Origin of the sequence: Enhydrobacter sp. (genome assembly GCF_030246845.1) — a bacterium.
Classification (GTDB): Bacteria; Pseudomonadota; Alphaproteobacteria; order Reyranellales; family Reyranellaceae; genus Reyranella.
In genome coordinates this window covers 976,314-1,001,856 of record NZ_CP126889.1, presented here as the reverse complement: position 1 = coordinate 1,001,856, position 25,543 = coordinate 976,314, and the positions used below count along the sequence as shown (strand labels likewise).

Annotated in this window: 25 protein-coding genes; 10 read left to right on the top strand and 15 right to left on the bottom strand. The window is 66.5% G+C overall.

Translation table 11 applies throughout. The annotated features are described in order from the left end of the window. Positions 1-37: 37 nt before the first annotated feature. A complete protein-coding gene (locus OJF58_RS05215) occupies positions 38-586 on the top strand; it encodes a hypothetical protein (protein WP_300782267.1) in 549 nt (182 codons plus the stop codon). 1 nt (position 587) lies between these two features. Here the strand turns inward: OJF58_RS05215 and OJF58_RS05210 are convergent, their stop codons facing one another. Next, positions 588-1,985, bottom strand: a complete 1,398-nt coding sequence (locus OJF58_RS05210) for a serine protease (protein WP_300782265.1) — start codon at positions 1,983-1,985, stop codon at positions 588-590. A gap of 87 nt (positions 1,986-2,072) precedes the next feature. Next, positions 2,073-2,759, bottom strand: coding sequence for a DJ-1/PfpI family protein (locus tag OJF58_RS05205; RefSeq protein WP_300782262.1), 687 nt, complete (start codon positions 2,757-2,759; stop codon positions 2,073-2,075). Between the two features lie 86 nt (positions 2,760-2,845). Here OJF58_RS05205 and OJF58_RS05200 point away from each other — a divergent pair, with 86 nt between their 5' ends. Then, positions 2,846-3,826 carry a GlxA family transcriptional regulator gene (locus tag OJF58_RS05200; protein WP_300782259.1) on the top strand — a complete coding sequence of 327 codons (981 nt, stop codon included), beginning with the start codon at positions 2,846-2,848 and terminating at the stop codon, positions 3,824-3,826. On the opposite strand, the gene OJF58_RS05195 is transcribed toward OJF58_RS05200, so the two are convergent. The 5 genes from OJF58_RS05195 to OJF58_RS05175 form a co-directional block, all read right to left on the bottom strand. Further along, the gene (locus OJF58_RS05195) at positions 3,827-3,985 is read right to left on the bottom strand and encodes a hypothetical protein (protein ID WP_300782257.1); all 159 of its coding nucleotides are present in this window, start codon (positions 3,983-3,985) and stop codon (positions 3,827-3,829) included. Positions 3,986-4,063: 78 nt separating this feature from the next. Beyond that, positions 4,064-4,192, bottom strand: coding sequence for a hypothetical protein (locus tag OJF58_RS05190; protein WP_300782255.1), 129 nt, complete (start codon positions 4,190-4,192; stop codon positions 4,064-4,066). A gap of 4 nt (positions 4,193-4,196) precedes the next feature. Then, complete coding sequence (locus OJF58_RS05185; RefSeq protein WP_300782252.1) at positions 4,197-5,615, bottom strand: MFS transporter; 1,419 nt, start codon at positions 5,613-5,615, stop codon at positions 4,197-4,199. 3 nt (positions 5,616-5,618) lie between these two features. Beyond that, positions 5,619-6,494 (bottom strand): TauD/TfdA family dioxygenase, encoded by an 876-nt coding sequence (locus OJF58_RS05180; protein WP_300782249.1) that lies wholly within the window; start codon positions 6,492-6,494, stop codon positions 5,619-5,621. Then, a complete protein-coding gene (locus OJF58_RS05175) occupies positions 6,494-7,720 on the bottom strand; it encodes a serine hydrolase domain-containing protein (RefSeq protein ID WP_300782246.1) in 1,227 nt (408 codons plus the stop codon). The genes OJF58_RS05180 and OJF58_RS05175 overlap by 1 nt, the downstream gene beginning before the upstream one ends. A 75-nt stretch (positions 7,721-7,795) precedes the next feature. On the opposite strand from OJF58_RS05175, the gene OJF58_RS05170 reads away from it, so the two are divergent. Further along, positions 7,796-8,695, top strand: a complete 900-nt coding sequence (locus tag OJF58_RS05170) for an SDR family NAD(P)-dependent oxidoreductase (RefSeq protein ID WP_300782244.1) — start codon at positions 7,796-7,798, stop codon at positions 8,693-8,695. A 96-nt stretch (positions 8,696-8,791) separates the two neighbouring features. On the opposite strand, the gene OJF58_RS05165 is transcribed toward OJF58_RS05170, so the two are convergent. Continuing rightward, the gene (locus tag OJF58_RS05165; RefSeq protein WP_300782241.1) at positions 8,792-9,154 is read right to left on the bottom strand and encodes an SPW repeat protein; all 363 of its coding nucleotides are present in this window, start codon (positions 9,152-9,154) and stop codon (positions 8,792-8,794) included. A gap of 311 nt (positions 9,155-9,465) precedes the next feature. Continuing rightward, positions 9,466-10,884 carry an amidase gene (locus OJF58_RS05160; RefSeq protein ID WP_300782239.1) on the bottom strand — a complete coding sequence of 473 codons (1,419 nt, stop codon included), beginning with the start codon at positions 10,882-10,884 and terminating at the stop codon, positions 9,466-9,468. A 179-nt stretch (positions 10,885-11,063) separates the two neighbouring features. On the opposite strand from OJF58_RS05160, the gene OJF58_RS05155 reads away from it, so the two are divergent. From OJF58_RS05155 to OJF58_RS05145, 3 genes are read left to right on the top strand one after another with little or no spacing between them, the layout of a single operon-like run. Next, the gene (locus OJF58_RS05155) at positions 11,064-11,951 is read left to right on the top strand and encodes an MBL fold metallo-hydrolase (RefSeq protein WP_300782236.1); all 888 of its coding nucleotides are present in this window, start codon (positions 11,064-11,066) and stop codon (positions 11,949-11,951) included. A 27-nt stretch (positions 11,952-11,978) separates the two neighbouring features. Then, the gene (locus OJF58_RS05150; protein WP_300782234.1) at positions 11,979-12,305 is read left to right on the top strand and encodes an NIPSNAP family protein; all 327 of its coding nucleotides are present in this window, start codon (positions 11,979-11,981) and stop codon (positions 12,303-12,305) included. 8 nt (positions 12,306-12,313) lie between these two features. Continuing rightward, positions 12,314-13,117 carry an alpha/beta hydrolase gene (locus OJF58_RS05145; protein ID WP_300782232.1) on the top strand — a complete coding sequence of 268 codons (804 nt, stop codon included), beginning with the start codon at positions 12,314-12,316 and terminating at the stop codon, positions 13,115-13,117. On the opposite strand, the gene OJF58_RS05140 is transcribed toward OJF58_RS05145, so the two are convergent. The 3 genes from OJF58_RS05140 to OJF58_RS05130 all read right to left on the bottom strand — a co-directional run bounded on the left by OJF58_RS05140 (position 13,114) and on the right by OJF58_RS05130 (position 17,149). Further along, the gene (locus tag OJF58_RS05140; RefSeq protein WP_300782230.1) at positions 13,114-14,409 is read right to left on the bottom strand and encodes an MFS transporter; all 1,296 of its coding nucleotides are present in this window, start codon (positions 14,407-14,409) and stop codon (positions 13,114-13,116) included. The genes OJF58_RS05145 and OJF58_RS05140 overlap by 4 nt on opposite strands. A gap of 152 nt (positions 14,410-14,561) precedes the next feature. Further along, positions 14,562-15,719: an ABC transporter substrate-binding protein gene (locus tag OJF58_RS05135; protein WP_300785173.1), complete on the bottom strand. Its 1,158-nt coding sequence runs from the start codon at positions 15,717-15,719 to the stop codon at positions 14,562-14,564. Positions 15,720-15,925: 206 nt separating this feature from the next. Then, positions 15,926-17,149 carry an ABC transporter substrate-binding protein gene (locus OJF58_RS05130; RefSeq protein WP_300782227.1) on the bottom strand — a complete coding sequence of 408 codons (1,224 nt, stop codon included), beginning with the start codon at positions 17,147-17,149 and terminating at the stop codon, positions 15,926-15,928. A 235-nt stretch (positions 17,150-17,384) separates the two neighbouring features. On the opposite strand from OJF58_RS05130, the gene OJF58_RS05125 reads away from it, so the two are divergent. Genes OJF58_RS05125 through OJF58_RS05110 form a run of 4 tightly spaced genes read left to right on the top strand, consistent with a single transcriptional unit; the run spans position 17,385 to position 20,661 of the window. Beyond that, positions 17,385-18,143 carry an ABC transporter ATP-binding protein gene (locus tag OJF58_RS05125; RefSeq protein WP_300785171.1) on the top strand — a complete coding sequence of 253 codons (759 nt, stop codon included), beginning with the start codon at positions 17,385-17,387 and terminating at the stop codon, positions 18,141-18,143. Then, on the top strand, positions 18,136-18,840 hold the full coding sequence (locus OJF58_RS05120) for an ABC transporter ATP-binding protein (protein WP_300782224.1): 705 nt from the start codon (positions 18,136-18,138) through the stop codon (positions 18,838-18,840). The genes OJF58_RS05125 and OJF58_RS05120 overlap by 8 nt, the downstream gene beginning before the upstream one ends. A 7-nt stretch (positions 18,841-18,847) precedes the next feature. Further along, positions 18,848-19,729 (top strand): branched-chain amino acid ABC transporter permease, encoded by an 882-nt coding sequence (locus OJF58_RS05115; protein ID WP_300782221.1) that lies wholly within the window; start codon positions 18,848-18,850, stop codon positions 19,727-19,729. Continuing rightward, on the top strand, positions 19,726-20,661 hold the full coding sequence (locus OJF58_RS05110; RefSeq protein WP_300782219.1) for a branched-chain amino acid ABC transporter permease: 936 nt from the start codon (positions 19,726-19,728) through the stop codon (positions 20,659-20,661). Before OJF58_RS05115 ends, OJF58_RS05110 begins: the two co-directional genes overlap by 4 nt. A 7-nt stretch (positions 20,662-20,668) precedes the next feature. Here OJF58_RS05110 and OJF58_RS05105 read toward each other — a convergent pair whose 3' ends face one another. From OJF58_RS05105 to OJF58_RS05095, 3 genes are read right to left on the bottom strand one after another with little or no spacing between them, the layout of a single operon-like run. Further along, positions 20,669-20,908, bottom strand: coding sequence for a hypothetical protein (locus tag OJF58_RS05105; protein ID WP_300782216.1), 240 nt, complete (start codon positions 20,906-20,908; stop codon positions 20,669-20,671). A 12-nt stretch (positions 20,909-20,920) separates the two neighbouring features. Then, positions 20,921-24,079 carry a multidrug efflux RND transporter permease subunit gene (locus OJF58_RS05100; RefSeq protein WP_300782213.1) on the bottom strand — a complete coding sequence of 1,053 codons (3,159 nt, stop codon included), beginning with the start codon at positions 24,077-24,079 and terminating at the stop codon, positions 20,921-20,923. Continuing rightward, positions 24,076-25,254, bottom strand: a complete 1,179-nt coding sequence (locus OJF58_RS05095) for an efflux RND transporter periplasmic adaptor subunit (protein WP_300782210.1) — start codon at positions 25,252-25,254, stop codon at positions 24,076-24,078. Before OJF58_RS05095 ends, OJF58_RS05100 begins: the two co-directional genes overlap by 4 nt. Between the last annotated feature and the right edge of the window lie 289 nt (positions 25,255-25,543).

Genomic DNA, 25,543 nt, shown 5'->3' with positions numbered 1-25,543 from the left:
CGCGGATGCTTTCTCCTGTGATCGATGGAGCTTGCCCATGACCTATACGCTCGACAATTTCATCAAGGACGCGCAGGCGGCACTCAGGGAGCACGCTGGACCCGCCGGTCGCGAGCACGTGCGGGTATTGCTGGAGAAACTGCTGGCCAACCAGCAGTTCGTCGACGAGGCGGTGGGACCTTCGGCGCCGATGGGCACGCGCAAGCTCTACGAGGACAAGGATCTCGGCTTCGTCGTGCTGGCACACTGCAACGCCAAACCGCACAAGAGCCCGCCGCACGACCACGGCAGCTCCTGGGCGGTCTACGGCCAGGCGGTCAAGCATACCGACATGAGCGAGTACCGGCGCCTCGATGCCGGGACCGGCGCAGGCGAGGCCAGGCTGGAGAAGGTCAGGAGCTACCGCCTCGAGCCCGGCCATGCCGGCATCTACGATGTGGGGGCGATCCACGCCATCGACTACCCCGAGGGCAGCCGGTTCGTGCGCGTGACCGGCCGCGACCTCGATTACGTTCAGCGGCTGAAGTTCGACATGGCCGCCGGCAAGGCGGTCACCATCGAAAGCGCGACGGCCGGCTCGGCGTAGGCTATTTCGCGAAGTCTTCGGCGGCGACGGCGAAGTTCAGGTTCTGCCCGACCTTGAGATAGAAGGTCGTGATGCCGAGCAGATGGCCTTCGCCGTCGAACAGGCCGCCGCCGGAGGAGCCCTGTGAGATCGCCGCCGTCGTCTGGACCAGCCGCCGGCCGTCGAGCGTGCGCTTGGAGGAGACGATCCCCTCTGCGACCGTGAGCTCCAGACCCTGGGGTGTGCCGATCGTCACCGCGCGTTCGCCGACCTTGATGTCGTCATAGGGCCGGACCGTCACCCATTTGGGCAGCGCCGTCTCGGCGCGCAGCACGCAGCGGTCGGCCTTTTCGTTGACCGAGATCACATCCGCCGACTGCTGCGTCTTGTCGTGGGCGATGGTGACGCGCGCCTTGTCCTTCACGACATGGCAGTTGGTGAGCAGGTCATGCTCGCTGATCGCCACCGCCGAGCCCAGCCGCTCGCCGGCGTCGACCTTGTAGACGGCGGCCGAGGCCTTGTCGAAGATCTGCTCGGTGTTGAGATCGCTGTCGCCGCGCGCTTCACGCTTGATCTCGGCGGTCTTTCCGGCGTCGTCGGTCGTTCCTGACGGCTTGGAGCCGGCCTTGGGACGACCCGAAGCCGAGACGGCGTAGAAGTCGGCCGCCGTCGGTGTCGGCGGCGCGATCCTGGGGTGCGCGAGGGCCGTGGGGTTGAAGTTGGGGCTGATGCGCAGGCTGTCGACCATGGCCGAGAACAGAAATTCCTGCCGGTCGGCCTGATCGCCGGGGATATCGATCTCGGCAACGACACCGCCCGATGTCCGGCAGAGGGCGTAGAGGTAGTCCATCTGGCCGCCGCCGGCGTTGGCAGCCATGACGAACCCGCCGCCATAGTAGGCCCGGTAGGAGGGGCGGGCGAAGCGCAGCAACCTCGTATAGGTCGCCACCATCCTGCTGCAGCTCAGATCGCCGTAGTGGACCCAGATCCGGTAGCCGACCTTGCCCTCGAAGTCGTACCGAAGCGAACCGTCGCTTGGCCGCGCCGCCACGAATTTCACGAGCTTGGTCGGAACACCGATCGAGAAGCCGATCGATTTGTCCTCGAGCGTTGTCCAGCCGACGGCATCGCGCTGCTTGTCTCCCTCGGCCAGGAGCTCGGACACCTGCTCGTCCGGCAGACTGTCGGCCGCGGGGTAGCCTTTCGACTTCTGCCAACCCTGGAACGCGTCGTGGAAGATGGTTGTCGCGTCACCCTTGGCCATGACGCTGTAATGGCCCGTCCAGATCAGCGCGCGGCGGAGGTCGTCGCCCTTGGCGGCCGGGAGTTCCTGAGCCGATGCGCCGGCAGCGGACAGCAGCGCGAGGCCGCTCGCGAGCGCACAGACAGCAGATCGGACGGAGGCGACGGTCAAAGGCACGGGAAACGCTTCTCCCCGTCGCATCATCGCCGCAGCCGGGGCTGCGGCCAACGGTCCTTCTGTATCAATCGCTTCGCGGCGAGGCTCCTAGCGTAGTCGGGCTGCGGCGGCGTCGTTCGCCCGGCGCCGGATCTCGAGCAGCCCGGAGAGCTGGTGGCGCATCCGGGCAACGCGCTCGGGGCCGGCCTTCTCGGGCGAGCCGCAATCGAAAGGGGGCTGCGGGTCGTACTCGAAGCCGAGCTGGATCGACTTGGCCACCTCCTCGCCCGCGAGCTCGGCCGCCACGGCGAGCCCGAAGTCGATCCCGGCCGTCACGCCGCCGCCCGAGATTCGATTGCGGTCTCGCACCACGCGCTCGGCAACGGGAATGGCGCCGAAATCCGCCAGCATGTCGCGCCAGGCCCAGTGGCAGGCCGATCTGTAGCCTTTGAGCAGGCCCGCGGCGCCCAGCACCAGCGATCCCGTGCAGACGGAGGTGACGTAGCGGGCACCGGCCGCCTGCTTGCGCAGGAAGTCGAGCGTCTCCCGATCGGTCATCAAGTCGATCTGGCCGGTGCCGCCCGGCACGCAGACGAGGTCGAGCTGCGGGCAGTCGGCGAAGGTGGCGTTGGGCACGATCGAAAAGCCAGCGTCGGTCGGCACGGGCTCGCGGGTCTTCCAGATCATGTGGATCCGGGCGTCCGGTACGCGGGCCAGCATTTGTGCCGGGCCGGTGGCGTCGAGCTGCGTCACCTTGGGGAAGATCAGGATGCCGATATGGAGCGGGACGGTCATGGGTGTCTCTCTTGAGTGTGTCGAGCCTGGTGCCGGCGCGAGATTCTTGGCTGCGCTCAGGATGACAAGAAGTAGCGGTGGCAGAAATGACAAATATCATCTACTTTCTGCCAATGCAGCATACGCATCGTCTCTTTCTCCTGGCCTATGACGGGTGCCAGCTTCTCGACGTCACCGGTCCCGCCGCGGTATTCGGCGCGGCCAACGAGGCGGTGGGCCGTCGGGCGTACGATCTGCGGATCCTGTCGCCCGACGGCGGCATGGTGGCGACCAACAGTGGAGTCGCGATCCAGACACGCCGATTCGGTGGCCGGGCCGACACCCTTCTGGTGGCCGGCGGATCGCGCGGCTTGCCGGCAGTGACGGCGCGCACCGACGTGCGGCGCTGGCTGCAGAGGATGGCACCGTTTGCCGCGCGTTACGGCTCGGTCTGCACCGGTGCTTTCGTGCTCGCCGCTGCGGGCCTGCTCGACGGCAAGCGCGTGGCCACGCACTGGGCGAGTTGCGAGAAGCTTGCGCGGCGCTATCCCGCGCTCTCGGTCGATGCCGACGCACTCTACGTCGTCGACGGCAAGGTCTGGACCTCGGCGGGCGTCACCACCGGCATCGACATGGCGCTGGCCTTGGTCGAGGCTGATCTCGGCGCCAGCGTCGCCAACCTGATTGCGCGCCATTTCGTGCTTTACGCCCGCCGTCCGGGCTATCAGTCGCAGTTCAGCCCGCTCCTGCAGGTCCAGACGAAGGCCGAGGCGCCGTTTGCCGCCCTTATCGAGTGGATGCAGTCCCACCTCGACGCGGCGCTCGACGTGCCGGCGCTCGCCCGTCGCGCCGGACTCAGCGAACGAAGTTTCTATCGCAAGTTCACCGGGGCCACCGGCAAGACTCCGGCACAGTTCGTCGAGCGCTTGCGGCTCGAGGCGGCGCGTACTTTGATGACCAGGGATTTGCCGCTGAAGGTGATCGCGGGCCGTGTCGGATTGGGCTCGCCGGCGCGGCTGGGGGCGGCGTTCGAGCGTGGCTTCGGCATGACGCCCTCGCTCTTCCGCGAGATGCACCGGCCCGGCTGATCACATGCCGCCGCCACCGCCGCCACCACCCATGGTCTCCGCCCAAATCGTGTGCCGGCGTTGCATCTCGTCGATGGCGGCCTGCTTGCCCGGGTCGGTGCTGCAGGCGCAAAGGTCCAGGATCAGGATCGCGATCATGATCAGCGGCAGAAGAGGCATGGGCACCTCCTGACGCGATCAGGATAGGTTCGCCTCGCTCGCCATGGGGAATCACGAACTGGCTAGGAAGCCGTGATCTCAGCCCGCCGACTGAACCGCGGCGTTGTGGTTGCGGATCATTCGTTCGAGCGAGTTGTCGCCATCGGAGGCCGTGACGCAGCCGCCGAGAAGGGCCGCCAGGAGCAAGGCAAGAGCTGTCCGCATCATGTCGCTACCTCTGCAATCGCATGCGCGTGCTGCCGATCAGGAGCGCGGTGCCAGCGAAACCCGCACCCAGCCAGAGGGCGGCGTGAGCGGCGGCGTTCGCCTCCTCTCCGCCTGCCGAGAAATCGAACAGACCGAAGGTCAGCGCCACCAGCGCCGCGCCCATGGTCTGGCCGAGCGTGCGTGACGTGGCGATGATGCCGCCCGCGCTGCCGCTGCGGTCGCGCGGCACCGCACTGATCATCAAGCGGTTGTTGGGCGAGGCGAAGATGCCGAAGCCCGCGCCGCACAGCATCAGCCGCCACATGATGTCGGCGGTCGAAGGATGCTCCGGCAGGAGCGCGGTCAGAACGAGGCCGGTCGTCATGCTGCCCAGCCCGATCACCCCCAGGATGCCGGCATGATAGCGGTCGGCGAGCCGCCCGGCGAAGGGCGCGACAAGGGCGAGCGCCGCCGGCCAGGCCGTGAGCAGGATGCCGGTGTCGGTGGCGCTGCGGTCCAGCACGGTATGGAAGAAGAACGGCAGGCTGACATAGGCCAGGCCCTGCGCCACGAAAGTGCAGCTCGAAGTGGTGATCGAGAGTGAGAAGATCGGCCGCCTGAAGATGTCGATCGGCATCATCGGATGGGCAAGCCGCATCTGCCGCCAGATGAAAAGCGTGCCCAGCGCCGCCGCGCCACCCATCTCGGCTAGGATCGCCATCCAAGTGTGGCCGTGCGCCATGCCGTCGATGCCGAAGATCAACAAGCCGAAGGTGGTGCCGGACAGGATCGCCGACAGGATGTCGAACGGACGCTGCACATGGACCGTGCGCGGCAGATAGCGCTCGCCGAGAAGGAACGAGGCGAGGCCGAGCGGGATGTAGACCGCGAACAGGGTCGGCCAGGACGAGACGGTGAGGAGCGCGGCACCGATACTGGGACCGGCCGCAAGCGACGTGGCGACAACCGTGGTATTGAAGCCGAGCCCGCGTCCCAGCATGCTGCGCGGGTAGATGGCGCGTACCAGCGCCGGCTGAATCGCCATCAGGCCCGCCGAGCCGAGTCCCTGGAAGGTGCGCGCGGCCAGCAGCCAGGCGAACGACGGCGCGAGCACGCAGCCCACCGAGGCGATGCAGAACAGAAGCAGGCCGGCGCGATAGACGTGGCGATAGCCCACGATGTCGCCCAGCGCCGCCAGCGGCAGAAGGCACACCATCTGCGCGATCTGGCTCGCGTTGACGATCCAGATCGAGGTCTCGGCCGAGATGCCCAGGTCCTGCGCGATATAGGGCAGGGCAAGGTTGGTCATCGAGTTGCTGAGCACCGCCATCGACAGGCCGATCGTGATGGTGGCCACGGCAAGGATGCGCGGCGCCCCGGGCGGAAGGCCGTCCGGAGCGGCAGTCGGCTTGACGGGCTGGGCGACGGACGTCGAGTAGGGCATCGCCTATTGCATCACCGTCGGTGCATCGCCGCCGATCGTCGTGCGCTGCATCAGGCGCTTGTGCTTCACCGCATCGTAGTACGTCGCGCGATGCAGGACGGCACGATTGTCCCAGACGATCACGTCGCCTTCGCGCCACGCATGCGACAGCCGGAATTCGGGCTGGTCGGCGCGCGCCGTCAGCTCGGCCAGCAGCGCCTCGCCGGTCGGGCGCGGCCAGCCGACGATGAAGCCGGCATGTGCGCCGATATAGAGCGCGCGCCGGCCGTTGATCGGATTGTCCTGGAACAGCCGCTGCTTCACCGGCGGCAGCTCGGCCAGCGCCTTCGCGCTCAGGATTCCCTTCTGGACGCGGTTGCGCGAATATTCGAGCGCATGCTCGGCAACGAGCGGCCCGATCGTCGCCTGCAGCGCCGGCGGCAGCGCGTTCCAGGCCGCGCGCATGCAGAGGAACTCGGTGTTGCCGCCTTCCGGCGGGCAGATGCGCGCGGTCAGGACGGAGCAGAGCGAGGGGATGCGCTTGAACGAGGAGTCCGAGTGCCAGAAGCAGTTGGCCTTCTGGTAGATCATGCGCATGTCGTCGGGCGGGATCGGCTCGCCCGTCCGGATGTCGCGATTCGACTGACGGGCGAACTTGGTGCCGGCCGCGGGATTGGCGCTGCCGGTGGTCTCGAGCGGGCCGAAATATTCGCTGAAGCGGATCTGCTTCTCGTCATCCATCGGCTGATCACGAAAGAGGAGCACCGAGTGCTCCTCGAACGCCGCCCGGATCGGGCCGAACTCGCGCACGCTGAGCGGCCTGGTGATGTCGATGCCCGAGATTTCCGCGCCGAAGAGCGGATGCAGCTTCCTGACGGTGATGGACCCGGTATTGCGCATCAATCCACGATCGCCTGATAGGCGAGCACGCGCAGCTCGCGGCGGATCGGATAGGTCGAGGAGGGCATGAGCTGGGTCAGGAGCACCACCGCCATGTCCTCCATGGGGTCGCACCAGAAGGCGGTGGAGGCCGCGCCGCCCCAGGCATATTCGCCGGGCGTGCCCACGATATGCGCCTTGGCCGGATCGATCATGACCGAGAAGCCCAGCCCGAAGCCGATGCCGTAGTATGTCGATTCGGAGAAACGCGGCGTGCCCATGTCGGCCATGTCGCCGTTGAGATGGTTCATGGTCATGAGCTCGACCGTCTTGCGGCCGAGCAGCCGCACGCCGTCGAGCTCGCCCTTGTTCAGCATGAACTTGCAGAAGCGCAGATAGTCGGCGGCCGTCGAGACGAGGCCGCCGCCGCCCGAGTTCACCTTGCGCGGCTTGAGGTAGCGGCTCTTGGCCGGATCGTCGAGCAGGGAGAGCTTGCCCTCCGGCGTGGCACTGTAGTTCGCGGCGAAGCGTCCATGCTTCTCCTTCGGCACGTGGAAGTCCGTGTCGACCATACCGAGCGGCCTGATGACCTTCTCGACCAGATACTTCTCGAACGGCTCGCCGGCGATCACCTCGACCAGGCGGCCCAGCACGTCGGTCGAGACGCTGTAGTTCCAGGCCTTGCCGGGTTGGGCGATCAGGGGAAAGGTCGCGAGCTTGTCGACGACCTCGGCGAGGCTCGTCTCCGCCGTCTGGAAATCGACGCCATCCTTGGCGCGATAGAGCGCATCGACCGGATTGCTTTCCATGAAGCCGTAGGTGAGGCCGGAGGTGTGGGTCAGGAGATCGCGGAAAGTGATCTCGCGTTCGGCCGGCACAGATTCGATCTTGCCTCGGCTGCCCCCGGCGAAGACGCGCATGCTCTTGAACGCCGGCAGGAAGCGCGAGATCGGGTCGTCGAGCTGGAAGCGGCCCTCCTCGTAGAGCATCATGATCGCCGTCGAGGTGAGCGGCTTGGTCATGGAGTAGATGCGGAAGATCGTATCCGGCCGCACCGCCTTGTTGCGCTCGACGTCGGCCTTGCCGTAGGCCTCGGCAAAGGCGAGTTCGCCCTTGCGCATCACGCAGGTCACCATGCCGGGCAGCCGCCCGCTGTCGACCCAGTCCTTCATCCACTGGCTCACGCGCGCGAGCCGCGCTGCGGAAAGGCCAACCTGTTCAGGCGAAACGAGCGGCAGGGTGTCCATGGCGATCCTCCTCTTTGACCCGCTAGACTAGCGCAGGACGGGGATTTCCAGACACGCAAAAGACAGGAGGGTGCAATGGCGAGATTGTGCGAAGGCCGCGTGGCGATCGTGACGGGCGGGGCCCGCGGGGTGGGCCGCGAGCATTGCCTGATGCTGGCCGAGCACGGCGCCAAGGTGGTGGTGAACGACCTGGGCGGCGATCGCGCCGGCAAGGGCCACGATGTCGGCCCCGCTCAACAGGTCGTGAACGAGATCAAGGCCAAGGGCGGCGAGGCGGTCGCCAACGGCGACGACGTCTCCGACTGGAATGGCGCCAAGCGCATGGTCGACCAGGCGATCCAGACCTTTGGCAAGCTCGACGCACTGGTGCTGAATGCGGGCATCCTGCGCGACCGCATGCTAGTCAACATGAGCGAGGACGAATGGGATGCCGTGATCAAGGTGCACCTCAAGGGCACCTTCGCGCCGGCCCGGCATGCGGCCGCCTACTGGCGCGATCTCGCCAAGCAGAAGGGCGGCCCGGTCGATGCACGCATCGTCACGACGACATCGGTGTCGGGCATCTACGGCAACATCGGCCAGACCAACTACGGCGCGGCCAAGGCCGGCATCGCCTCCTTCACGATCATCGCGGCGCGTGAGCTCGGGCGCTACGGCGTCACCGTGAACTCGATCTCGCCCTCGGCCTTCACGCGCATGACCGAGGACCTGCGGCAGTATTCCGAGGAGGACAAGAAGCGCCGCGATCCCAGGTGGATTGCGCCGGTCGCGACATGGCTGGTGAGCGAGCAGAGCCGCGAGGTCACCGGCCGCGTCTTCCAGGCCGGCAACGGCCAGTTCGCCGTGGCCGAAGGCTGGCACAAGGGGCCGATGGCCGAGCAGGTGATCGACCCCTATCAGGCTGGCAAGATCCTCACCGAACTCGCCAGGAAGGCGCGCAAGAACGCCGGCATGGACGGAATGGATCTCGACTGATCCGAACAATATGTTCGCGCGCTGCTGGTCGGCCCGCACTCTCGCGCCCGGCGAGGGCCTGTCGTCGGGCGCGTCAACCTCGGACGCAGTTCGGCGTCAGGCCGTGACGCCGCGTTCAGTCGACGTGACGGCGGTCCAGAGGGCCAGGACGCCGATCACGATGCCGAGCACGATCTGGTTCCAGAGTGCGTTGGACAACATCGCGTAGCCCAGCAGGAACGGAGAGACGATCAGCCAGATGCCGAGCGCGACGTTGACCCATTCTTCCCATTTGTGGAACGCCACCAGCGCGGCGATCGCCGCTACGGCGACGATGATGCCGACGATGTGGGCGTTCCAGGCCGCCGTCGGCTCGCCGATATAGGCCAGCACCCACGGCGAGATCAGCATCCAGAGGCCCAGGATCAGATTGGCGACGTCCCGCCATTGATGGGACATCCTGTCGGTGGACGTACTCATTGCAACCTCCTGCCGCGGTCCTTACCTGACCCGCTCCGAACCTGCGGCCGGACCGCTGCTGCGCCGCAAGCTCGGGCAGACGGAACGACGCGACGGACCGGCGGATCCGTGATTTGGCTCGATCAAGAGGTCGGCGCCGGTGGCCGCCGACTCCGGAAAGTGGATACTGAAACGCGGAGGGTCCGGCAGCGGCGTCGACCACTGCAGCCAACGTCCGCATGGACAGGCCGCTCAGGTCGTCGAGAGGCGTCCTCTGCGAGAGAAATTATAGGCATTCTGCGGCTTTTCAATGGCGGTCACCGCCCCATTCGCTAGAGGCGTGCCAGCGCCTCCACGACCTTCGGCTGCGGCCAGGCCCAGCTGGTGACGCTTTCGTAGGCGCGCATGGCCCGCAGCACCAGATGGTCGGTGCGAGGGGCGCCGACGATCTGAAGGCCGACCGGCAGGCCGGTTGCAGTGAGACCGGCCGGCATCGAGGCGGCCGGCTGGCCTGTCAGATTGAAGGGCAAGGTGTAGGGCGCGCCTTTCGTCCAGCGGGGGAAGCTCTCCGAGTTGTAGAGCGTTTCCACCGTCGGGGCGGCGGTCGGCGTGACGGGCGCCAGCAGCAGATCGTATTTCCGATGCCACAGCGCCAGGTCGCGGGCGAGCCTGGACCTCGCCTCGTACGATCTGGCGTAGTCGGCGAGCGTGATGGCCAGGCCCCTCTCGGCGGCCGCCCGGAAGCCCGGGTCGAGCTTGTCGTGGAGCTGGCTCGGGATCTGGCGCAGCCGGGTGGCGAAGCTGCCGATCCAGAGCGGCTCGAACGACTGCTGCAGGGGCTCGATCAGGGGCCCCACCTCCTCGATATGCGCGCCGAGCTCTTGGAAGCGTCGGGCAGCCGCCGCTACGAGGTCGCGGACTTCCGGATCGGCTTTCACGTGGCCGAGATCGAGACTGAGCCCGATCTTCCAGCCGCGCACGCCGCCGTCGAGCCCGATCATATAGTCGCGCGCTTCCGGCGGCAGGGAGCGCCAGTCGCGAGGATCGGGGCCGGCCGTCGCATTCAAGGCCAGGGCGGTATCGAGGACGCTGCGCGCCAGGACGCCCTGGCTCACGACGTCGGCGAATGGCGCATCGGCCGGATATTGGGCGAGGCGGCCGAACGACGGCTTGAGGCCGACCAGGCCGGTATGGGCCGAAGGGATGCGGATCGAGCCGCCGCCGTCGTTGCCATGGTTGAACGGTCCCACGCCCGCGGCCGTCATCGCCGCCGCCCCGCCCGACGAGCCGCCGGGCGAATGTGCGAGGTTCCAAGGGTTTCGGGTCACGCCTTGAAGCGGCGAATCGGTGAGCGCCTTCCAGCCGAACTCGGGTGTCGTGGTCTTGCCCAGGATCGGCATGCCGGCCGCCCGCAGACGGCCGACGACCGGCGCATCCTCGACCGCGGGCGTCTCGTCCGTCGCGCGAGAGCCGTAGCGTGTCGGCCAACCTTTGACCGTCGTCGTGTCCTTGATCGAGGTGGGCACGCCATCCAGCGGCGAGAGGGGCTTGCCCTTGGCCCAGCGCGCCTCGGAAGCCCGGGCCGTCTCGAGTGCGCCCTCGTGGTCGATCAGAACGAGGAAATTGAGATGCGGCTGCAATCGGTCGGCGCGCGCCAGCATCTGCTTCGTGACCTCGACTGGAGAGAGGTCTTTCCTGGCGTAGCGCCGGCCCAGGTCTGTGGCGGAACACCAGACAAATTCATCGGACATGGCTGTTCGTGATCCCGCAATGCAGCAAGGTCTATAGTTTGGGTTGGGCCTTGCGGTGCGTCGAGCGTTCAGTGAAGGCGCGCCGGAGCGGTGTTCGGCTGTCGAAAATCGTCCGGCGTTCGCCTGTTCCGGACGGCATCCGCCGCTTAAGCTCGCCGCCGAGCGAGGAGGGGACGAGCATGGTCGAGCTGAAGCTGGGGAGCGCCACGGTCACGCGTATCGAGGAAAGCTACGAGCCCAACTTCGAGGCCGTGAAATTCTTTCCAGCCTGGAACGCCGATGTGGTCCGTCGGCACCGCGACTGGCTCTCGCCCAACCACTACGACGAAGCCTCCGGCTTCCTGAAGCTCAGCGTCCATAGCTGGCTGATCAAGATCGGCGGCAAGCGAATCCTGATCGATACCTGCGTCGGCAACCACAAGCCGCGTGCTTATCGGCCGAAGTGGCACATGATGGAGACCAGGTATCTCGAGCGGCTGGCGGCGGCGGGCGTAAAGCCCGACGAGATCGACATGGTGATGTGCACCCACCTGCATGTCGACCATGTCGGCTGGAACACGCGGCTCGACAACGGCCGCTGGGTGCCGACGTTCAGGAACGCGAAGTACGTCTTCAGTCGCGAGGATTACGACTTCTACCACAAGCTCGACAGTGACCCGTTGAAGGGCCCGGCGAACGGCGGCTCGTTCCGCGACTCCGTGCTGCCGGTGGTCGAGGCGGGGCTCGCGCAGATGGTGACGGGCGCCCAGGCGCTCGACGAGACCCTGAAGGTCGAGCCGGCGCCCGGCCATACGCCCGGCACGATCGCCATCAAGTTCGAGTCGAAGGGCGAGAAGGCGCTGTTCTGCGGCGACATCCTGCACCACGCGCTGCAGGTCTATCACCCCGACTGGAACAGCTTCGCCTGCCTCGATCAGGACAATGCGCGCAAGAGCAGGAGAGCGGCGCTGGAGCATTGCGCGGGCACAAGCGCCCGGTTGATGCCCTGCCATTTCGGGGCGCCTTTCAGTTGCCACATCGACTCGAAGGCCGACGGCTTCGCGCCGCGCTTCGACGGCAAGTTTTGATCGGTCGTTGCAAAAGGGGAGAAGAGCATGATCTATGAAATGCGCGTCTATCGCTGCGTGCCGGGCCGGTTGCCGGCGCTGCTCAGCCGCTTCGCCAACATCACGCTGAAGCTTTGGGAGAAGCACGGCATCAGGCAGGCCGGCTTCTTCACCACGTTGGTCGGCGAGTCGAATCAGGAGCTGACCTACTTCCTGCAATGGGAGTCGCTTGCCGATCGCGAGAGGAAGTGGAACGCCTTCGCCGCCGACCCGGAATGGCTCGCCCGGCGCGCCGAGACGGAGAAGGACGGCCAGATCGTCGCCAATGTCTCCAACCAGTTCCTCGCGCCGACGGCCTTCTCCTCGGTGAAGTAGGGCAGGCGATGCCGGTCGCCCCGACGGCCGACGGCGCGTTGCACTACGACGCCGTCGACATCGCCGCGCCATGGCAGACGAAGGGACTGCCGATCCTGTTCCATCACGGGATCGGCAGCAGCGGCCTGCTGTGGCGCGGCTGGTTTCCGGCGCTGATCGATCGCTATCCGGTGGTCGCGTTCGATATGCGTGGCTGCGGCCGCTCGGCGCGCCCGCCGGCCGAGTTCAAATGGTCGCTGCCGCGCATGGTCGACGATTTGTTCGCCGTGGCCGACGCGGCAGGCCTCGAGCGCTTCCATCTCGTGGGCGAGTCGCTGGGCGGCACGGTGGCGCTCGCCGCGGCGATCGAGCGGCCCGATCGCATCGCGACCCTGACCGTCAGCAACGGCGCGCATCTCGGATCCTCGATCCAGCATGTCGAGGTCTGGCGCGGCCAGCTCGACAGCGGCGGCGCCGCCGGCTGGTCGCATGCCTTCATGCCCGATCGTTTCCATGCCGGCGCCCTCGACGCCGAGAAAGAAGCCTGGTTCGAGGGACAGCAGGCCGAATGGCCGCGCAATACGATCCTGAAGGCGCTCGGTGTCCTCGTCGGCACCGATCTCACGCCGCGCCTCGAGAACATCCGCTGCCCCGTATTGCTCCTGCATCCGGATGGCAGCCCGTTCATTCCTGTGCCGGTGATGGCCGAGCTGCATAGGCTGCTGCCCAATGCACGACTGAACGTCATCGGGCCGGCTCGGCACGGCTTGCCTTTCTCCCATGCGACGCAGTGTTCCGGCCTGTTGCGTTCCTTTCTCGACGGTCGGACTTAGACGGCGCTGACTGTCTGTATCGCCAGGGCAGGCGTCATATGCCTGGCGAGCCGCTTGCGGTCGGCTTCTGGCCGAATGAACAGGAAGCCGATCAGGCCGCCTGCGATCATCAGGCAGCCCATGATCAGGTAGCCAAACTCGTATCCCGCGACCACGGTGGCGGCGTCCTGGATGACCTTGCCCATGATGAACGGCGCGATGATGCCCGCCAGGGTGTAGAACGCGCCGGACGTGGCAAGCATCGCCGCCCGCTGCGGCTGTGGCGTCAGCTCGCTGACGATCATCGGCAGGACGACATAGACCGTGCTGCCGATCGCCGAGCCGAAGATGAGAAGGGCGAGGTTGAGGGCGGGCGACGGCAGGCCGCCCACGAACGGCATGAAGCAGCCGCCGAGGATAAGGGTGCCGGCCGGGAAGACGCCGCGGGCGATGCGGCTCGAAACGCCCTTCGCGCTCAGGCGCTGGGAAATGAAGCCGCCGATCATCACGACGAAGAAGCCGAAAATCCATGGCAGGATCGTAAAAGTGCCGGCCTCCTGCTGCGAGTAGCCCAGGCCTTCGCGCAGGTAGGAGGTGAACCAGGTGAGGCCGAGCGAGAGACCCCAATAGGCGGCAAAGCAGGTGCAGGCCGCCGCCACGATGCTGGGACAGGTCAGAAGGTATCGATAGGGGATGCGCGCATCCCGGGAACCGCCGTCGGCGGGGCGATCGACCAGTGTCCCTTCGCGACCGAAAATCAGCCACAGCACCGCCCACAGCAGACCGGCGATGCCGAGCGCGCCGAACGCCCAATGCCAGGAATGGTGCACGATGATCCAGTTGAGCGCCGGAACGGTGACGATGACACCGAGGGCCGCGCCTTGGGCAAGAATCGCTGTCGGCAGGCCGCGCAGCCTGTCGGGGAACCACTTGTAGGTCGCATGCATGGCCACGGCTGCAGCCGGTCCTTCGCCCGCGCCAAGAACGATGCGGCAGGCCATCAGCACTTCCAGGTTCACCGTCGCCAGCATGGGAAACTGCACCAGGGACCAGATGATCGCCATCGCCAGCAGAACCCACCGCGTCTTTATCCGGTTGGCGACAAAGCCCACCACGACGGCCGACACTGCAAACAGGAAGAAGAAGGACGAGGCGAGGAGGCCATATTCCTCGGGACTAAGGTTCAACTCTTCCGAGATGGGACCCTTGGCGAGGCCGACCACGACCTTGTCGCCGAAGTTGATCAGCATGAAGAGGAACAAGAGCCCGGTCATTCCCCAGGCGCCCTTCAGCGGGCGATCTTGAACAGTCACTTGGCGTCTACTCCCTCGGCCCGCTTGCCAGGCTCCGAGAGCCATAAGACAGTGACGATCGCCGGCGCGCAAGCTTGGGCGGCCGGAAATGCCGGCAACGCAAATGGAAAGGGCGCCCGAAGGGGCGCCCTTTCTTGAAAAATGGGGAAGGCTCAGCCCTTGATCAGCGGGCAGTGGCCATCCTTCAGGGGACGGAACGCCTCGTCGCCCGGGACCGTGGCCAGCAGCTTGTAGATGTCGTCCTTGCTCTTGGACTCGGCCGGCGACTTCACCTGGAAGAGGTACATGTCGCGGATCACGCGGCCATCCTCGCGCAGCTTGCCGTTCTTGGTCATCATGTCGTTGATCGGCATCTCGCGCATCTTGGCCATGACCGCTTTCGGATCGTCGGTGCCGGCGGCCTTGACGGCCTTGAGGTAGTGCAGGGTCGAGCTGTAGACGCCCGCGGTCAGCATGCTCGGCAGCTTGTCCTTCTTGGCGCGGAAGCGCTTGGTCCAGGCCCGCGTCTCGTCGTTCAGGTCCCAGTAGAAGGCCTCGGTCAGCACCAGGCCCTGCGCCACCGGCAGGGTCAGCGCCTGCACGTCGGTCGCGAAGACGAGAAGGCCGGCCAGGCGCTGGCCGCCCTTCACGATGCCGAACTCGGCCGCCTGCTTGATGGCGTTGACGGTATCCATGCCGGCATTGGCGAGGCCGATGATCTTGGCCTTGGAGGCCTGCGCCTGCAGAAGATAGGACGAGAAGTCCTGCGTGCTGAGCGGATGCTTGATGTCGCCCAGCACCTTGCCGCCGGCCGCCTTCACGACCTTGGTGGTCTCGTCTTCCAGCGACTTGCCGAAGGCATAGTCGGCGGTGATGAAGAACCAGGAATCGCCGCCGTTCTTCACGACGGCGCTGCCGGTCACATGCGCCAGCGCGTAGGTGTCGTAGACCCAGTGCGCGCCGGTCGGCGAACAGGCCGGCCCGGTGAGGTCGGCACTGCCCGCGCCGGTATTGAGGTCGATCTGGCCCTTCTCCTGCGCCACCTTGCGGACGGCCAGCGCCACCGACGAGGTGCCGATGCCGGTGATCATCTTCACGCCGTCGACGTCGTACCACTTGCGGGCGATGGCCGCGCCGATATCGGGCTTGGTCTGATGGTCGGCCGACAGGATCTCGATCGGACGACCCAGCACCTTGCCGCCCATATCCTCGACGGCGAGCTCCATGGCCTCGGGCTCGCCCTGGGTCAGGTCGCCATAGACGCCCGAGAAGCCTTCCATGACGCCTATTCGGAGCGGCGCCGGCGCCTCGGCCATGGCGATGGCCGCCATGCCCGCGATGGTCACGCTCACGCCGGCCGCCAGCACGGCGCCCAGCCGCACAGCATTCGAAGCTTTCATGTTGTTCTTACCTCCCTGATGCGGCGATGTCGCCAAGGCGCGAACTTAGGTCGTGCCGCGCGATATGCCAAGTCCGTGTGCGCCTTCGGCCGACGGGCGCGGCGATTGGCGCCCGTCTGCCCTCCGACAACGAAAGTTCAGCTCTTGATCAACGGGCAATGACCATCCTCGAGCGGACGATAGGCCTGATCGCCCGGCACGGTGGCGAGCAGCTTGTAGATGTCGTCCTTGCCCTTGGACTCGGCCGGCGACTTCACCTGGAAAAGGTACATGTCGCGGATCACGCGGCCGTCGGCGCGCAGCTTGCCGTTCTTGGTCATCATGTCGTTGATCGGCATCTCGCGCATCTTGGCCATCACGGCCTTCGGATCGTCGGTACCGGCGGCCTGCACAGCCTTGAGATAGTGCAGGGTGGCGCTGTAGACGCCCGCTGTCGTGAGGTTCGGCAGCTTGTCCTTCTTGGCGCGGAAGCGCTTGGTCCAGGCCCGGGTCTCGTCGTTCAGGTCCCAGTAGAAGGCGGTCGTCAGGACCAGCCCCTGCGCCACCGGCAGACCGAGCGATTGCACGTCGCTCTCGAAGATCAGCAGCGCGGCGACGCGCTGGCCACCCTTGACGACACCGAACTCTGCGGCCTGCTTGATGGCGTTGACGGTGTCCATGCCGGCATTGGCGAGGCCGACGATCTTCGCCTTGGAGGCCTGCGCCTGCAGGATGTACGAGGAGAAGTCCTGCGTGCTGAGCGGATGCTTGACGCCACCCAGCACCTTGCCGCCCGCGGCCTTGATGATCTTGGTGGTCTCGTCCTCCATCGACTTGCCGAAGGCGTAGTCCGCCGTGATGAAGAACCATGTGTCGCCGCCGTTCTTCACGACGGCGCTGCCGGTCACGTGAGCGAGGGCATACGTGTCGTAAACCCAGTGCGCGCCGGTTGCCGAGCAGGCTGGACCGGTGAGGTCGGCCGACGCCGAGCCGACATTGAGATCGATCTGACCCTTCTCCTGCGCCACTTTGCGAACGGCGAGGCCGACCGAAGACGTATCGATGCCGCTGATCATCTTCACGCCCTCGTCGTACCACTTGCGGGCGATGCCCGCGGCGACGTCCGGCTTGTTCTGATGGTCGGCCGACACGACCTCGATCGGCCGGCCCAGCACCTTGCCGCCCACGTCCTCGACGGCGAGCTGCATGGCCTCCACCTGCCCCTGGGCGACATCGGCATAGACGCCCGAAAGGCCCGCCAGCACGCCGATCTTGAGTGGCGCCGGCGTCTCAGCCTGCGCGATGGCCGCGAGGCCGACGACAGCCAGACTTACGCCCGCGGCAAGCGCCGCGCCGAGCCGCACAACAGTCGAAACTTTCATACTGAGCTTTCCTCCCACACCGCTACAGAACCACGTGCATGCCCTACTTAGCGTTCCTTCGCAGTCGATGCCAAGGGCGCTCGCGGCAGGCATGAGGAGCATGGCCGGCATCCGCCGCCCATCGCGACAGAAGGACGGTTCCGCAGCGGCCGGCCGTGACATTCCTGGGGCCAGAGCGGCGCTGGACATCGCGGCAAAGCTTCGATTAAGTCGCGGCACCGCAAAGGGAGAGCGGATGGGAAAAGAAGAAACGATTCTCGAGGCAACGGGACTTACCAAGGAATTCAAGGGTTTTGTGGCGGTCAAGAACGTGAATCTGAGCGTTCGCCGCCACACGATTCATGCGTTGATCGGCCCCAATGGCGCCGGCAAGACGACCTGCTTCAATCTCCTCACGCACTTCCTGACGCCTACGTCAGGGCGTATCCGCTTCAACGGACGGGAGATCACCGGCAGCTCGCCTGCGGCGATCGCGCGCATGGGATTGATCCGGTCATTCCAGATTTCAGCCGTGTTCCCTCACCTCAGCGTGCGCGAGAACGTGCGCGTGGCCTTGCAGCGCAAGCTCGGCAACTCCTTCCATTTCTGGCGCTCGGAGCGCGTGCTCGACGGTCTCGACGCGCGCGCGCTCGAGCTGATCGAGGCGGTGGGGCTCGGCGGCATCGCCGACCTGCCGGCGGTCGAGCTGCCCTACGGACGCAAGCGGGCGCTCGAGATCGCCACCACGCTGGCGCTCGATCCCGAGATGATGCTGCTCGACGAGCCGATGGCGGGGCTCGGGCACGAGGACATCAAGCGCATCGCCGGTCTCATCCGCACCGTCGCGCGCGATCGCACCGTCCTGATGGTCGAGCACAACATGTCGGTCGTCGCCGATCTTTCCGACACCATCACGGTGCTGGCCCGCGGCGAGGTGCTGGCGGAAGGGCCTTACGAAACCGTCTCGAAGGATCCGCAGGTCGTCGAAGCCTACGTCGGAACCGGCCATGCGTGACGTGCTGTTGAAGGTCGAGGGCCTGGAGGCCTGGTACGGGGAGTCGCACGTCCTGCACGGCGTTGGCTTCGAGATCGGCCGCGGCGAGCTCGTGACGCTGCTCGGTCGCAACGGCGTGGGCAAGACCACGACCCTGCGGTCGATCATGGGAATCGTCGGCAAGCGCAAGGGCTCCGTGCGCTTCGAGAACCACGAGACGGTGGGCCGGCCGTCCGAGGCGATCGCCCGTCTGGGCATCGCCTACTGTCCCGAGGAGAGGGGCATCTTCTCGAGCCTGAACGTCGAGGAGAACCTCCTGCTGCCGCCGGTGGTGAAGCCGGGCGGCATGGGCGTGAAGGAAATCTACGGTCTCTTCCCCAATCTCGAGGAGCGTCGCCGCAGCCAGGGCACGAAGCTGTCGGGCGGCGAACAGCAGATGCTGGCGATCGGCCGTATCCTGCGCACCGGCGCCAATCTGCTGCTGCTCGACGAGCCGACAGAGGGGCTGGCGCCGGTGATCGTGCAGCGCATCGGCGAGATCGTCCGCCAGCTTAAGCAGCGCGGCTTCACGATCCTCCTGGTGGAGCAGAACTTCCACTTCGCCGCCACCATCGCCGACCGTCACTACGTGATGGAGGACGGCCGGGTGGTCGACATGATCGCCGCCGCCGACGTCGCGCAGAACCTCGACAAGCTGCAGGCCTATCTGGGAGTTTGACCGCGCGATGCTCGACATCTTCAGTATCCCGCTCCCGGCGCTGTTCGGCCAGCTCCTGCTCGGCCTGATCAACGGCGCCTTCTACGCCATGCTGAGCCTCGGCCTCGCCGTCATCTTCGGCATGCTGAACGTCATCAACTTCACGCACGGCGCGCAGTACATGCTGGGCGCCTTCGCGGCGTGGCTGATGCTCACGCACCTCGAGATCCCGTTCTGGGCATCGCTGGTGCTGGCGCCGCTGATCGTCGGCCTGTTCGGCGTCGTGATCGAGCGCTTGCTCCTGAAGCGCATCTACCATCTCGACCATCTCTACGGCTTTCTGCTCACCTTCGGCCTGGCGCTGGTGATCGAGGGGCTTTTCCAATGGCAATGGGGCTCCTCGGGCGCGCCCTATCCCGCGCCCATTCCCGGCGGCTACAATCTCGGCTTCATGTTCATGCCGGCCTACCGCGGCTTCGTCGTCGTGGCGGCGCTGGTGATCTGCCTTGCCACCTGGTACGGCATCGAGCGCACGCGGCTCGGCGCCTATCTGCGCGCCGCGACCGAGAATCCGACACTGGTGCGCGCCTTCGGCATCAACGTGCCGCGCCTCATCACGCTCACTTACGGGCTCGGAGTCGGGCTTGCGGCACTGGCAGGCGTGCTCGCGGCGCCGATCCAGCAGGTCTCGGCGCTGATGGGCAGCAATCTCGTGCTGGTCGTGTTCGCCGTGGTGGTGATCGGCGGCATGGGCTCGATCATGGGCTCGATCGTCACCGGTTTCGGCCTCGGCCTGATCGAGGGCTTCACCAAGGTCGTCTACCCACCGGCCTCCAACACCGTGATCTTCGTCGTCATGGCGATCGTGCTGATGGTGAAGCCTGCGGGCCTGTTCGGGCAGACCAAATGAAGAACCAGCGCTTTGTCGTGGCCGGGGTCCTGATCGCGCTGGCGCTGATCGCGCCGCTGCTCGTCTATCCGGTGTTCCTGATGACGGCGCTCTGCTTCGCGCTGTTCGCGTGCGCCTTCAACCTGCTGCTGGGCTATGCCGGGCTGATGAGCTTCGGCCACGCCATGTTCTTCGGCATGGGCGGCTATTTCTTCGGCTACGTCGTCAAGGCGATGGGCTTGCCGCCCGAGGCCGGCCTGGTGGCCGGCGTGGGCGGCGCGGCGCTGCTTGGACTGGTGACCGGAGCGCTCGCGATCCGGCGCCAGGGCATCTACTTCGCCATGATCACCCTGGCCTTCGCGCAGATGGTCTTCTTCATCTGCGTGCAGGCGCCCTTCACGGGAGGCGAGGACGGGTTGCAGGGCATTCCCCGTCGGGCGCTGCTGGGCGGATTGATCCCGATCACCGACGATCTCGCGCTCTACTACGTCGTGCTGGCGATCTTCCTGTTCGGCTTCGCGGCGATCTTCCGCTTCACCCATTCGCCGTTCGGCCAGGTGCTGAAGGCGATCCGCGACAACGAGCAGCGCGCCCTTTCGCTCGGCTATGAGGCGGATCGCTACAAGCTGCTGGCCTTCGTGCTGTCGGCCGCCCTGTCGGGCCTCGCCGGCGCCACCAAGGCGATGGTGCTCCAGTTCGCCACGCTGACCGACGTGAGCGCGGCGATGTCCGGCGAGGTCGTGCTGATGGCGCTGGTGGGCGGGCTCGGCACCAATACCGGTCCGGTACTGGGCGCCTTCGTCATCGTGGCGATGCAGAACTACCTCGCCTCTTTCGGCGAGTTCGTCCTGGTGATCCAGGGCGCGATCTTCGTGGTGATCGTGATGGCCTTCCGCAAGGGCCTGGTGGGCGAGATCGGCGACTGGCTGAGGGCGCGCCGCAAGGCGAGCTGACCGCCGGTCAACGCAGGTTGCCGGCGGGCCTGGGCGGCTCGACCATGTCGTTGCAATTGCCGGCGCGGGTCATCAGGCAGTCCTGAAGGCGCGATACGTCGCGCAGCCTCTCGAACAGCAGGATACCTACAACCACGAGGACGGCGAGAATCGCCAGCGCCGCAACGTTCTTCCTGCGGGCGGCCCTCGCGGCCTCCTCCTCGTTCTGCTCGAGATACTCCTCCCGCTCGTATCGGCTCTCGCTCATGGGCGGACTCGCTCAGTCGGCGGCCCGCGTCCCGGCTTCCGACGGGCTCTCGGAGAGCGCGGGAATGGCGGCGGGAATCTCGCCGGCCGGGCGGCGGCGCTTGCCGCTCAGCCAGTGCGAGAAGCGGTCGAGGTAGAGATAGACCACGGGCGTGGTGTAGAGCGTGAGCCATTGCGAGACCAGCAGGCCGCCGACGATGGCGATGCCGAGAGGCCGGCGCAGCTCCGACCCCGCGCCCTGGCCGATGGCGATCGGCAGGCCGCCGCCGATCGCGGCGAAAGTCGTCATCATGATCGGCCGGAAGCGCAGCAGGCAGGCCTCGTGAATCGCCTCCAGCGGGCTCTTTCCCTGCTCGCGCTCCGCCTCGAGCGCGAAGTCGATCATCATGATCGCGTTCTTCTTCACGATGCCGATCAGCAGGATGATGCCGATCAGCGCGATGACGCTGAGATCATAGTGCAGGAGCATCAGCGCCAGCAGCGCACCGACGCCGGCCGATGGCAGCGCCGACAGGATGGTGATCGGGTGCACGTAGCTCTCGTAGAGCATGCCGAGCACGATATAGACGGCAAGGATCGCGGCGGCGATCAGGAGCGGCGTCGAGGCGAGCGACGACTGGAAGGCCTGCGCCGTACCCTGGAAGGAACCGTCGAGCGTGATCGGCGTCTTCAGCTCGGCCTGCATGTCCTTGATCTTCTCGACCGCGTCGCCGAGCGCGACGCCGGGCGCGAGGTTGAACGAAAGCGTGACGGCCGGGAACTGGCCCTGGTGGCTGACGGTGAGCGGAGCGATCCGGTTCACGAAGCGGGCCACCGTGCCGAGCGGCACCTGCGCGCCGCCGCTGCCGGGCACGTAGATGCGCGAGAGGGCGGCGGGATCGGCCTGGAACTCCGGCTGCACCTCGAGCACGACCTTGTACTGGGTCGCCGAGGTGTAGATGGTCGCGACCTGGCGCTGGCCGAAGGCGTCGTAGAGCGTCTGGTCGATCTGGGCCAGCGACAGGCCGAGCCGGGCAGCGCTGTCGCGGTCGATCTCGATCGCGATGTGGGGCGAGGCGATCTGCTGGTCCGACGCCACATCCTGCAGCTCCGGCATCTTCGCCATATGCTGCTCGATGATCGGCGCCCAGTGGTTGAGCTCCTCGCTGTCGGTGGAGGTGATGGTGTACTGGTACTCCGTCTTCGACAGCCGGCCGCCCACGTTGATGTCCTGGCCGGCCTGCATGAAGAACTTGACGCCCGGCACCGTCGCCACCTTGGGCCGCAGGTTCTGGATGATCTTCTGCGCCGACAGCCCGCGGCGCTCGTCGAAGGGCTTGAGCTGGATGAACATGCGCGCGGTGTTCTCGGCGGAATTGCCGCCGGTCGAGCCGACGAAGCCGACCACGCCCGAGACGCCCGGTTCCTTCTTGATGATGGCCGCGAGCTGGTTCTGGATGTTCGCCATCGCGTAGAACGAGATGTCCTGCCGCGCCTCGGCTTGGCCGAAGATGAAGCCGGTATCCTGCTCCGGGAAGAAGCCCTTGGGGACCGTGATGTAGAGGTAGCCCGTGACGAAGATCAGGCCGATCGTCAACATCAGCATCATGAACTGGTGGCGGAACACCCACCGCAGGCCGCGGTCGTAGAAGCGCACCGACGCATCGAAGGCGTTTTCGCACATCTGGTTGAGCCGTCCGCGCTGGTGATGCGCCTCGCGCTTGAGGAACTGGGCGCACATCACGGGGGTGAGCGTCAGCGACACGAAGGCGGACATGCAGACCGCGACCGTCACCACCACGGCGAACTCGCGGAACAGACGGCCGACGATGCCGCCCATGAACAGCAGCGGAATGAAGACGGCGATCAGCGAGAAGGTGATGGACACGATGGTGAAGCCGATCTGGCCCGCGCCCTTGAGGGCGGCATCGAGCGGCCGTTCGCCCTCCTCGATGTAGCGCACGATATTCTCGATCATCACGATCGCATCGTCGACCACGAAGCCGACCGCGATGGTGAGCGCCATCAGCGAGAGATTGTCGATCGAGTAGCCGCAGACATACATCACCCCGAACGCGCCGACGAGGGCGAGCGGGACCGTGATGCTGGGGATGACGGTGGCCCAGAAGTGGCGCAGGAAGAGGAAGATGACCAGTACCACCAGGGCGACGGTCACGAGGAGGGTGAACTGCACGTCCTCGACCGAGTCGCGGATCGACTGCGAGCGGTCGGACATCAGCTCGACATGCACCGACTGCGGGATCGAGGCGAGCAGGCGCGGCATCATCGCCTTGATCCTGTCGACGATCTCCACCGTGTTCGCGCCCGGCTGGCGGTAGATCAGCAGCAGCTCGGCGCGCTTGCCGTTGTACCAGGCGCCGGTGCGCGGCGAGCGGGTGCCGTCGACGACGTCGCCGATATCCTGGAGCTTGACCGGGGCGCCGTTGCGGTAGGCGACGATGATGTTGCGAAAGGCCGCGGCGTCGAAGAGCTGGTCGTTGGTGTCCAGCATCACCGAGAGATGCTGGTTCTCGAGGTTGCCCTTGGCCTGGTTCAGCGTGGCGCCGCTGATGGCGGTCCGCACGTCCTCCAGCGAGATGCCGCGCGAGGCAAGCGCCGCCGGGTTGGCCTGCACGCGCACGGCGTAGTCCTGCTGGCCGGCTACGTACACCTGCGCGACCCCCGACACCGCCGACAGCTTCTGCGCCAGGATCACGAAGGCGTAGTTGTCGACCTTGTACATCGGCAGTTCGTCGGAATAGATCGCGTAGATCAGGACCGACCGGTCGGCGGGATTGACTTTGCGGTAGGTTGGCGGGTTGGGCAGGTCCTTCGGCAGAAGGCCGCTGGCGGCATTGATCGCGGTCTGCACGTCGGTCGCGGCACCGTCTATCCTGCGGTCGAGGTTGAACTGCAGCGTGATCGAGGTGGTGCCGAGCCCGCTGGTCGAGTTCATCGAGGCGAGCCCCGGAATGGCGGCGAACTGCTGCTCGAGCGGCGTGGCCACCGAGGACGCCATCGTCTCCGGGCTCGCGCCCGGCAGGGTGGCGCTCACCGTGATGGTCGGGAAGTCGACGTTGGGCAGCGCGGAAACCGGCAAGAGGCCATAGGTCGCGGCGCCGAACACCAGCAGCCCCAGCATCATCAGCGACGTCGCGATCGGCCGCTTGATGAAGGTTTCGGAGATGTTCATCGGTCGGCCGAGCCCGCCTTACCGGTTGCCGAGGCGGTCTCGGGCGGCGCCTGGTCGATCCGGACGCGCGAGCCGTTGACTAGGCGGTACTGGCCGTCGAGCACGACCTTCTCGCCCGGCGCGATACCCTTGCCGACCACGGCCAGGCCGTCCTGCTGCGCGACGACCTCGACCTCGCGCCGTTCCACGGTCAGGTCGGGCTTCACGACGAAGCCGTAGTAGCCGTCGGGCCCTTGCATGACCGCGCGCTGCGGCACCGTCGTCGCATCCTTCCGGACCGAAAGCTGCAGCCGCACGTTGACGAACTCGCCCGGCCACAGGCGCTCGTCCAGGTTGGCGAAGCTCGCCTTCAGTCGCAGCGTTCCGGTCGTGGTGTCGATCTGGTTGTCGACCAGCGTCAGCTCGCCCTCGGCCAGCTTGAACGTGTCGTCGGCACCGTAGGCGGTCACCTTCAGGGGATGCCGGGCCTGGTTCTTGCGCAGATGATGGTTGGCGTACTGCGGAATGGTGAAGTTGACGTAGATCGGCTTGATCTGGGTGATCGTGACGAGGTTGGTTCCCTGGCTTGCCTGGATCAGGTTGCCGAGATCGACAAAGCGCTGACCGGTCCGCCCGTCGATGGGCGCGCGTATGTCGCAATAGGTGAGATTGAGCTGCGCCGTGTCGATCTGGGCCTGGTCGGCCGCGATCGAGCCCTTCAGCGCCTCCACGGTCGCCTTCTGCTGGTCGTAGGTCTGCCGTGACTGGAAGCCGGAGCCGATCAGCTTGCTGTAGCGATCGAGGTCGAGCTGGGCGCCGGCGAGCTGGGCCTCGTCGCGCTGCCTGGCGGCCTGGGCCTGCTCCAGCAGGGCCTTGTAGGGCCGGGGATCGATCTGGAACAGCGGGTCGCCGGCCTTGACGTCCTGGCCTTCCTCGAACGAGATCTTCACGATCTGGCCATCGACGCGGCTTTTGACCTGGACCGTCTTGTACGCCTGGACCGTCCCGATGCCGCGGACGATGACAGGAACATCCTGCTTCTCCGCGACGGTCACCGTGATCGGCACGATCGGGCCGGCCGGCGAGGCTGCCGCCGCGCGCGCGTTGTCCCGTCCCGTCTCCTCGAGCAGGAAGTACCCGCCCGCCGCCACGATCGCGACCGTCACGACAGCGGCGATTCCCGACGATCTCTTCACACCCGCCATCCAAAAGCCCCTTCACGCCTGCCCGCTCGCCCCAATCGCCGTCGGCCCGGCGCGGCGCGCCGCCTGCCGCGGCCCGCCGCACGACGTGCGCGCCATTCTAGGCCCGATTGTGGGCTGCTCACGGCAGCGCCGACAGGAAGAGGCGGCTCCAGTGTCACAAACCTGTGAACGGCGCTCAGCTTAGCAGGTCGCCGGGGCGCGCGCCTCGCCAAACCGACAGGCACCCCGGCGGGTCTTGCCCGAGGGCCGACGACGGCCAGTCGCGGCGAAACCCATGAAA

Excerpts from the sequence above, each read along its gene's own strand:
- OJF58_RS05215 (WP_300782267.1), top strand. The coding sequence starts at position 38 with ATGACCTATACGCTCGACAATTTCATCAAGGACGCGCAGGCGGCACTC.
- OJF58_RS05205 (WP_300782262.1), bottom strand. The coding sequence starts at position 2,759 with ATGACCGTCCCGCTCCATATCGGCATCCTGATCTTCCCCAAGGTGACG.
- OJF58_RS05200 (WP_300782259.1), top strand. The coding sequence starts at position 2,846 with ATGACAAATATCATCTACTTTCTGCCAATGCAGCATACGCATCGTCTC.
- OJF58_RS05195 (WP_300782257.1), bottom strand. The coding sequence starts at position 3,985 with ATGCCTCTTCTGCCGCTGATCATGATCGCGATCCTGATCCTGGACCTT.
- OJF58_RS05190 (WP_300782255.1), bottom strand. The coding sequence starts at position 4,192 with ATGATGCGGACAGCTCTTGCCTTGCTCCTGGCGGCCCTTCTCGGCGGC.
- OJF58_RS05185 (WP_300782252.1), bottom strand. The coding sequence starts at position 5,615 with ATGCCCTACTCGACGTCCGTCGCCCAGCCCGTCAAGCCGACTGCCGCT.
- OJF58_RS05180 (WP_300782249.1), bottom strand. The coding sequence starts at position 6,494 with ATGCGCAATACCGGGTCCATCACCGTCAGGAAGCTGCATCCGCTCTTC.
- OJF58_RS05175 (WP_300782246.1), bottom strand. The coding sequence starts at position 7,720 with ATGGACACCCTGCCGCTCGTTTCGCCTGAACAGGTTGGCCTTTCCGCA.
- OJF58_RS05170 (WP_300782244.1), top strand. The coding sequence starts at position 7,796 with ATGGCGAGATTGTGCGAAGGCCGCGTGGCGATCGTGACGGGCGGGGCC.
- OJF58_RS05165 (WP_300782241.1), bottom strand. The coding sequence starts at position 9,154 with ATGAGTACGTCCACCGACAGGATGTCCCATCAATGGCGGGACGTCGCC.
- OJF58_RS05160 (WP_300782239.1), bottom strand. The coding sequence starts at position 10,884 with ATGTCCGATGAATTTGTCTGGTGTTCCGCCACAGACCTGGGCCGGCGC.
- OJF58_RS05155 (WP_300782236.1), top strand. The coding sequence starts at position 11,064 with ATGGTCGAGCTGAAGCTGGGGAGCGCCACGGTCACGCGTATCGAGGAA.
- OJF58_RS05150 (WP_300782234.1), top strand. The coding sequence starts at position 11,979 with ATGATCTATGAAATGCGCGTCTATCGCTGCGTGCCGGGCCGGTTGCCG.
- OJF58_RS05145 (WP_300782232.1), top strand. The coding sequence starts at position 12,314 with ATGCCGGTCGCCCCGACGGCCGACGGCGCGTTGCACTACGACGCCGTC.
- OJF58_RS05135 (WP_300785173.1), bottom strand. The coding sequence starts at position 15,719 with ATGGCGGCCATCGCCATGGCCGAGGCGCCGGCGCCGCTCCGAATAGGC.
- OJF58_RS05130 (WP_300782227.1), bottom strand. The coding sequence starts at position 17,149 with ATGAAAGTTTCGACTGTTGTGCGGCTCGGCGCGGCGCTTGCCGCGGGC.
- OJF58_RS05125 (WP_300785171.1), top strand. The coding sequence starts at position 17,385 with ATGGGAAAAGAAGAAACGATTCTCGAGGCAACGGGACTTACCAAGGAA.
- OJF58_RS05120 (WP_300782224.1), top strand. The coding sequence starts at position 18,136 with ATGCGTGACGTGCTGTTGAAGGTCGAGGGCCTGGAGGCCTGGTACGGG.
- OJF58_RS05115 (WP_300782221.1), top strand. The coding sequence starts at position 18,848 with ATGCTCGACATCTTCAGTATCCCGCTCCCGGCGCTGTTCGGCCAGCTC.
- OJF58_RS05110 (WP_300782219.1), top strand. The coding sequence starts at position 19,726 with ATGAAGAACCAGCGCTTTGTCGTGGCCGGGGTCCTGATCGCGCTGGCG.
- OJF58_RS05105 (WP_300782216.1), bottom strand. The coding sequence starts at position 20,908 with ATGAGCGAGAGCCGATACGAGCGGGAGGAGTATCTCGAGCAGAACGAG.
- OJF58_RS05100 (WP_300782213.1), bottom strand. The coding sequence starts at position 24,079 with ATGAACATCTCCGAAACCTTCATCAAGCGGCCGATCGCGACGTCGCTG.